Origin of the sequence: Halarchaeum acidiphilum MH1-52-1, assembly GCF_000474235.1 — an archaeon.
Classification (GTDB): domain Archaea; phylum Halobacteriota; class Halobacteria; order Halobacteriales; family Halobacteriaceae; genus Halarchaeum; species Halarchaeum acidiphilum.
The window spans coordinates 1-7,383 of the sequence record NZ_BATA01000096.1; the positions used below are offsets into that span (position 1 = coordinate 1).

Sequence of the window (7,383 nt, forward strand, 5' to 3'; positions counted from 1 at the left end):
TTTGGTCGAGCTTTTGCCAGCGAGCGGAGCGAGCGCAGCAAAAGGTCGGTGTTAACGAATGATCGTCACGGGGACGTGCGAGCGTCGGACGACGCTCTCCGCGACGCTACCGAGGAGGACGCGCGAGATGCCCTCGCGGCCGTGGCTGCCCATGATGATGTGGTCGTAGTCGTTCTCGTCGGCGTAGTTGACGATGGTGCGCGAGGGACGCCCGACCTCGGTGACGGTGTCGAGTTCGACGCCGTACTCGTCTGCGGTGTCCTGTGCGTCCTCGAAGAGGTCCTCGGCCTCGGCCTCGGCCTGCTCGTACCACTCCTCGGAGTAGCCGGGGACGGTGGCCTGCGCGGTGTAGCCCGCCTCGATGGGGTCGATGATGTTGATGACGGTGATGTCATCGCTCTGGAACTCCTCGAGGGCGTAGTCGAGGGCGTCGTGTGACTGCTCGGATCCGTCGATCGGGACGAGGATTCGCGTCATGCCTCGCCGTTCGACCGGGGGCGGGAAAAACGTGGGGGCCGGGTCCGAGACCTACCCCCGCCCGTGGCGCGTCAGACACGTCGGAAGTCCGAGGAGTTCGACGGGTTCCGAGTTGTCCGGAGAGTAGACGACCATCTGTCCCGTCTCCATGTAGGGGACCTTCTCGGCGAGCGCGGGCGGGATGTTGACGCTCTTGATGGCGTCCTCGTCGCCGAGGTTGAGGACGACCTTCGTGTTCACCTGCTTGAAGACGCTCTCCGCGACGTCTTGGGGGTCCTGCGTGATGAGGAAGAGTCCGAGGCGCTCCTTTCGACCCTGCTTGGCGGCGTCGGTGAACTTCCCGACGACCTGTCTGGCCTGCACGGTGTCGGCGTCCGCGAGGAAGTTGTGCGCCTCGTCCATCCCGACGAGCAGCGGCGTCTCGGCGATGCGCGGGAAGCGCGGGTCGCTGGAGAGCTTCTCGTCGACGAGCAGGCTCGCGAGCGCGAGGACGACCGTCTCCGTCGCGCGCGAGTCGCTGACGTGGTAGGTGGGGACGACGGAGAGCCGCCCCGGCTTGACGAACTCGCGGACGAGGTCGGTGATCGGGCGCGCGTCCTGATCGAACACCCCGTTCGGCATCCCGCGGACGCGCCTGAACACGGCCTCGTACGTCGCCTCGTGGATCTTCCCCGACTCGTCGAGTTCCTCCTTCAGCGCGGGATCGTCGAGGAACGAACAGAACCCCTCGTACGTCCCCGACGCGCCGCGCCGATCGAAGAATCGATTCAGGAGGGTCTGGAGCGCGGGATACTGGTTGTCGTTGAGACCCGCGGAGGCGGCGAGCCACGGCCGACTGCGCACCATGCTGAACGGGACGGTGAAGGGGATCTGCTCGGCGTCGTGGTGCGCGGCCGTGTACGTCGCGTTCCCGACCTTCGGGACGAACGCGACGGTGTCGTCGTGACCGCCGTGTGCGATGCCCTCGCGCTCCCACCGCCGCTCGTCTTCGGTGCCGGCCTCGGGGTTGTCGTCGTGCATCTGGGCGTACTCGTCCTGCGGGTCGAACTGGACGACCGCGGCGCGCACCTCCCGATCGCTCCCGGCCTCCACGGGGTAGGTGCGCTCCTCGCCGAGATACTGCCGGAGGACGTTCTTCGCGGTGTGAGTCTTCCCGGAGCCGGTGCCGCCGGCGACGAGCGTGTGGCGAAAGGCGAGCGGGTCGCCGGTCGCGTAGTCGTCGGTCACGCGGTAGTCGATGGTGGGCGGCGTCGCGCCCGTGCGCACTGTCTCGCCGCCGACCGCGAGATGCCCGAGGAAGACCCCGGACTCCGGGATCTTCAGCGCGGTCTTGATCTCCTCGTCGTCGTCCGCTTCGCGCACGACCGTCTCGGGCTTCGGCACGCGGTCGGCCATCCGGCGCTTGAGTTCCCCGGCGTCACGATAGAGGACGCTCACGGGTTCGAGATCGGCGATGAACGTGTAGTCGTCCTCGTCGATTGCGCTCCCGTCCATCGCGCGTCGGGCGTGGATCTCGTTCGCGTCGTCGCCGTGGAATCGCTGGCCGTATTCGAGACCGACGATCCGGCAGAACAACGACTCGCCGTCGGGGTAGGGCGCGACGAGATAGCGCCCGATCCGGACGTTCGAGCGGTTCGCGCTCGTGACGTACGCGCGCAGGCGGGTCTCGTCCTCGCGCTCGCCGATCCGCAGGCCCTCCGAGACGGCGAGCACGCCGAGACCGTCCCCGTTCGCGCCGTCGTACGCGACGCGCTCGAAGGCGTCGTCCGTCTCGGCGCCGGTACCGTCGCTCTCGTCCGCGTCGGCGTCACGCCCGGTCGCGTCGACACCCGTCTCGTCGGTCGCGCCCGCCGACGCGTCGTCGCCGCTCCCTCCGAAGTCGGCGAAGCTCCCGAGGTCCTCGTCGGTCATACCACGCGAAACACCGTCCGCCCCTAAACGTCTTTTCGTCGCCCCGACCGCCGCCGCCACACGGCTTTTCGTCGTGCACCGCCTACCCGTTCACATGCTACTCGTGCGGGGCTCGGCGGCGGGCACCACGCTGACGGGGACGGTGTACGAGCGGGGCGAGGACGCCCCCTCGTTCAAGGGCGCGCCCGACGAGGACGCGCCGTACGTGTGGGTCTGCGACGAGTTCTACGAGGTGGAGAGCGGCGGCCTCGTCCAGCGGGTCGACGGCGAGGACGTCCACGTCGCCTTCGAGTCGCCGATGCCGCGCGGCTTCGACACGCGCGAGCAGGCGCTCGCCGCGGCCCGCGAGCACGTCCGCACGCAGTTCGCGCGCATCGGCGTCGACGCCGACGCCGTCGACATCTCCGTCGAGCGCGACCACCAGCGTCCCTGCGAGCGCGCCACCTAGGCGTCGATCCCCCAGCGTTCGACGTCGTACCCCTCGCGGGGTTCCGTGTTCATCGCTTCCGCCATCGCGTCGACGAGGTGGCGCTTCTCGCGGACGCTGATGCGCGCGAGTTCGTCCGCGCGCCCGATCGCCGCCGGCGGGCCGCTCGCCGCCGCGACGTCGCGCACCAGTTGGTCGGTGACGCGCGCTCGGATCGCCTCGTCCGCCGCGAACACCCGCGGCAACTCGGCCTTGTAGACGGTGTCCGTCCGCGGGTCGTAACAGACGCAGAAGGCGACCTCGTAGGACTCGGGATCGAGCGCGAGATCGAGGTCGAGGCGCTCGCCGAGCGTGGAGAACTCCCGGTCGTACCCGACGCGCGAGAGGAACCAGTTCGTGTACGCGAGGTCGTCGGTGACGCGCTCGCCGCCCGCGCGGCGTTCGAGCAGCTGCCCGAACAGCTCGGCGTCGTCGAGCCACGGCGCGTGCGTCTTCGCGTCGAGCGCGCGCACGATGCCGCGCGCCGAGACGTTCTTCACGAACCCGCCGAGCACGGTGTCCGTCGCGACCGCCTCCTCGACGAGGCCGAGGTAGTTCCGGATGACGCGCCGCGTCAGACCGTCCTCGGCGGGGAGCGCGGCCAGTTCCTCGTCGCGATCGAGCCAGTTCGTCAGCACCTTCGGATAGAGCGGGCCGTCGAGCAGGAGGAACTCGGACGCCGACTCGAAGTGTTCGAGGGCGTGCTCGCTCTCCGCGAGATAGAGGCTGAGGGCGTGGACGACGGCGCGCTCGTTGCGCTCGACGCGCGGGGCCTCGATGGCCTTCCCGCGCCAGTGGTCGTCGTCCTGCGTCGTCCACGCGATTTCCTCGAACGACGGGAGGTCGAGCGTCCGATCGCTCGCGTGGACGGTGGCGATGACGGTGCGCTCGCGGTGGAGGGGGGTGTCACCGGGATCGGCGCCCATCGCCGCCTGCGCGACGTCGAGCACGAGCCCGTTCTTGAACGCGCGGGGGTTGATCGTGCCGGAGTCGAGACCGTGGACGGAGTCGAACGCGGGATCGCTCGCGCCCGCCTCCGTCAGGTCGGCGAGGTAGCGCGCCTGCTCGTCGATGGGTTCGAGCACCGCGCCGTCGTCGTACAGCGGATCGAAATACGTCTCCCACACCGCCTCCGCGTCCGCGCGGTGTTCGGCCTCGTCGACGTCGCCACCCACGCCGCGGACGAGTTCGGGGATGCCGGCGAAGTGGACGGGGTCGAGGGTCATACTCGTGGGTGGCCGGCGACGCGCTTCAATCCCATCTTTTTCCACGTAGGGGTCGCAAAGCGACCCCCCGTCGTGCAAAAACAGGGGTGAAAAAGGCCGCGAGCCTCCGGCTCGCGGTGAACCCCGCTCGCTTCGTTCGCTCGGACGTCGCGCGCGAACACCACCACGCTGAGGACGGCTGTGACGACCGTCGCGGCGGTCGACACCGGTTTCGAGTGCCCTCGCCGTACTCCAGACCGATCGTCCGCGCGACCCCGAAGCGCCCGCGACGACGAGCGGTCCCCGCGCCATCGAAGCGGTCTTGGGACGCGCGTGCGAACGCTCGCGTATGCGAGCGGCACTCGTCATTCTCGACGGCTGGGGTCTCGGCGACCACGACAGACTCGACGCCGTGAAGGCGGCGGACACGCCGAACGTCGATCGCTACACCGAGGCGGGCGCGTTCGGGACGCTGACGACGCACGGGCGCGACGTCGGTCTCCCGGACGACCAGATGGGCAACTCCGAGGTCGGCCACCTCACCATCGGGTCGGGACGCGTCGTCTTACAGGAGTACACGCGCATCAACGACGCCGTGGCGAACGGCGAGCTCCGCGAGAACGACGCGATCCGCGGCGCGTTCGAGTACGCCGACGAGCGCGGCGGCCGCGTCCACCTCATGGGTCTCGTCAGCGACGGGGGCGTCCACGCCGACCACGAGCACCTGCACGCGCTCATCGAGGCCGCCGCCGACTACGGCGTCGAGGCGACGACGCACGCGTTCACGGACGGCCGCGACACCTCGCCGCAGGGGGGAGAGGGCTACCTCGAAACATTGGCGGAGGTCGTCGAAGAGTACGGTACGGGCGACGTCGCGACCGTCTCCGGGAGGTATTACGCGATGGACCGCGATCAGAACTGGGAGCGCACGAAGTCGGTCTACGACGCCATCGTCGATCGGGAGGCCCCCCATCGCGCCGACTCGGCGGTCGAGGCCGTCACGGACTCCTACGAGCGCGGCGACACCGACGAGTTCGTCGAGCCGACGGTGATCCGCGGCGGCGACGCGCTCAGCGACGGCGACTCGGTCGTGTTCTTCGACTTCCGCTCCGATCGCGCGCGCCAGCTCACCCGGATGCTCGCGGACATCCGTCCGGGCGACTGGGACGTCGAGACCGAGCCGCCGGAGATCGAGATGACGACGATGACGGAGTACGACGCGACGTTCGACCTCCCGGTCGCGTTCGATCCCCAGCAGCCCGCGAACACGCTCGGCGAGGTCGTCTCCGAGGCCGGCCAGACCCAGTTGCGCATCGCGGAATCCGAGAAGTACGCCCACGTCACCTACTTCCTCAACGGGGGGCGCGAGGTGGAGTTCGACGGCGAGATGCGGAGAATCGTCGAGAGTCCGGACGTCCCGACGTACGACCGGCAGCCGGAGATGAGCGCGCCCGAGGTGACCGACACCGCGATCGAGACGGTCGAAGAAGTCGACCCGGACCTCCTCGTGCTCAACTACGCGAACGCGGACATGGTCGGGCACACGGGCGACTACGAGGCCGCGATCGAGGCCGTCGAGACCGTGGACGAGCAGGTCGGGCGCCTCGTCCCCGCGCTCTGCGAGGCGGGCGCGCACGTCCACGTCACCGCCGACCACGGCAACGCCGACGACATGGGCACCCGCGAGGATCCCCACACCGCGCACACGTTCAATCCGGTGCCGTTCGTCTACCTCACGCCGAACGGCGACGACGGCGGCCGCGACGTCCGCGACGGCGGGTCGCTGCGCGACGTCGCCCCGACGCTTCTCGACCACTGCGACGTCCCGACGCCCGACGAGATGACGGGCGAGGACCTACTCGACTAGGCGAAACGAGCAGTCGAGCGGGGCCCCGCTGTGCGTCAATGCGCCCATCGAGACGACGTCCGCGCCCGCCGCCGCGTACTCCGGGACGTCCGCGACGCCGATGCCGCCGCTCGCTTCCACGATCACCGGCGAATCGAGGCGCGAGCGCGCCTCCCCGACCGTTCCCGGTGTCGCGTTATCGACGAGGACGACGTCCGCGCCCGCGTCGGCGGCGCGTTCCGCTTCTGCCACCGACTCGACTTCGACGTCGATGCGCGTCGCGAACGACGCGCGCTCGCGAAAGCGCGCTATCGCGTCTTCGAGACCGAACGCGGCGACGTGGTTGTCCTTCACCATCACCATGTGGCTCGCGTCGAGGCGGTGGGTGTCCCCGCCGCCCGCGCGGACAGCGCGCTTCTCGACGCCGCGGAGACCGGGCGTCGTCTTCCGCGTCGCTGCGATTTCGGTACTTTCGCTCACCTCGCGCGCGGCGTCGACGGCCTCGCGCGTCCGCGCGGCGATACCGGACGCGTGTCCGACGAGGTTCGTCGCGACGCGCTCGCCGCGCAACACGTCGCGCGTCGGTCCCTCGACGGCGAGGAGGGCGTCGCCCGCATCAATGCGCTCGCCGGGTTCGACCCGTGTCTCCACGGAGACACCGAGTACGTCGAAGACGACATCGGCGGCGTCGAGACCGGCGACGACGCCCGGTTCTTTCGCGACGAGGCGCGCCGACGACTCTCCGGGGAGGTCGTTCGTCACGTCGTCGTGTCCGAGGTCTTCGCGGAGCCACCGCTCCGCGTCCGCGCGCGTCACCGGCACGGCACGCCCTCCAGCGCGTGACAGCCAGCCGGTTCCGCCTCGCGGGCGGCGCGCGCGAGCAGGAGGCCGACCGTCGCGGCGTTCCGCAACTCGGCGACGTCACGCGCGGGCCGCGTCCGCGCGTAGGCGTCCGTCTCGCCCTTCAGCCGCCGGAGCGCCGCGCAGGCCCGGTCGAGACCCTCGGGGGCGCGCGTCAGGCCGACGCGCTCGCCGAGCACGCGGTGCAGGCGCTCGAACTTCCCGTCGACGAAGCCGTCGGGGAGCGCGGGATCCCTGTCGGAACGATTCGGCACCTCCGGCTCACCCTCGACGCGCTCGCGCGCCGCGGCGTCTCTCCCTGCGCGTCGGCCCCAGACGAGGCCTTCGAGGAGGCTCGTGGAGGCGAGGCGGTTCGCGCCGTGCACGCCGGTACGCGAGACTTCGCCGACGGCGTAGAGCCGTTCGAGGCTCGTCCGGCCGCGGTCGTCGACGCCGACGCCGCCGCAGAGGAAGTGCTCGGCGGGCGCGACCGGAATCGCGTCGGGGTCGACGCCGGCCTCGATGACGCGCCCGTGGAGGTCCGGGAACTCGGCGGCGAAGTCGAGCGGCGTCGTGTCGAGGACGACGTCCCCCGTCCGCTCGCGTTCGTCGGCGACGGCGCGCGCGACGACGTCGCG

At 70.4% G+C, this 7,383-nt stretch carries 7 protein-coding genes; 2 read left to right on the top strand and 5 right to left on the bottom strand.

Translation table 11 applies throughout. The features are described from left to right. Nucleotides 1–51: 51 nt before the first annotated feature. A complete protein-coding gene (locus AOZ13_RS12580; RefSeq protein ID WP_020222393.1) occupies nt 52–477 on the bottom strand; it encodes a universal stress protein in 426 nt (141 codons plus the stop codon). 51 nt (nt 478–528) lie between these two features. After that, nucleotides 529–2,388, bottom strand: a complete 1,860-nt coding sequence (locus AOZ13_RS12585; RefSeq protein WP_020222392.1) for an ATP-binding protein — start codon at nt 2,386–2,388, stop codon at nt 529–531. 94 nt (nt 2,389–2,482) lie between these two features. Here AOZ13_RS12585 and AOZ13_RS12590 point away from each other — a divergent pair, with 94 nt between their 5' ends. Beyond that, the gene (locus AOZ13_RS12590; protein WP_021780759.1) at nt 2,483–2,836 is read left to right on the top strand and encodes a DUF7113 family protein; all 354 of its coding nucleotides are present in this window, start codon (nt 2,483–2,485) and stop codon (nt 2,834–2,836) included. Here the strand turns inward: AOZ13_RS12590 and AOZ13_RS12595 are convergent. Beyond that, on the bottom strand, nt 2,833–4,080 hold the full coding sequence (locus AOZ13_RS12595) for a DNA double-strand break repair nuclease NurA (RefSeq protein ID WP_049934118.1): 1,248 nt from the start codon (nt 4,078–4,080) through the stop codon (nt 2,833–2,835). The genes AOZ13_RS12590 and AOZ13_RS12595 overlap by 4 nt on opposite strands. A gap of 328 nt (nt 4,081–4,408) precedes the next feature. On the opposite strand from AOZ13_RS12595, the gene gpmI reads away from it, so the two are divergent. Continuing rightward, a complete protein-coding gene (gene gpmI, locus AOZ13_RS12600) occupies nt 4,409–5,926 on the top strand; it encodes a 2,3-bisphosphoglycerate-independent phosphoglycerate mutase (RefSeq protein WP_021780761.1) in 1,518 nt (505 codons plus the stop codon). On the opposite strand, the gene nadC is transcribed toward gpmI, so the two are convergent. Together nadC and AOZ13_RS12610 are read right to left on the bottom strand one after the other, a co-directional pair. After that, nucleotides 5,915–6,727: a carboxylating nicotinate-nucleotide diphosphorylase gene (nadC, locus tag AOZ13_RS12605; protein ID WP_049934119.1), complete on the bottom strand. Its 813-nt coding sequence runs from the start codon at nt 6,725–6,727 to the stop codon at nt 5,915–5,917. The two genes, gpmI and nadC, sit on opposite strands and share 12 nt — an antisense overlap. Next, nucleotides 6,718–7,383, bottom strand: a 666-nt coding sequence (locus AOZ13_RS12610) for an FAD-binding protein (protein WP_148294598.1), incomplete at its 5' end; no start/stop codon positions are given. The genes nadC and AOZ13_RS12610, both read right to left, overlap by 10 nt.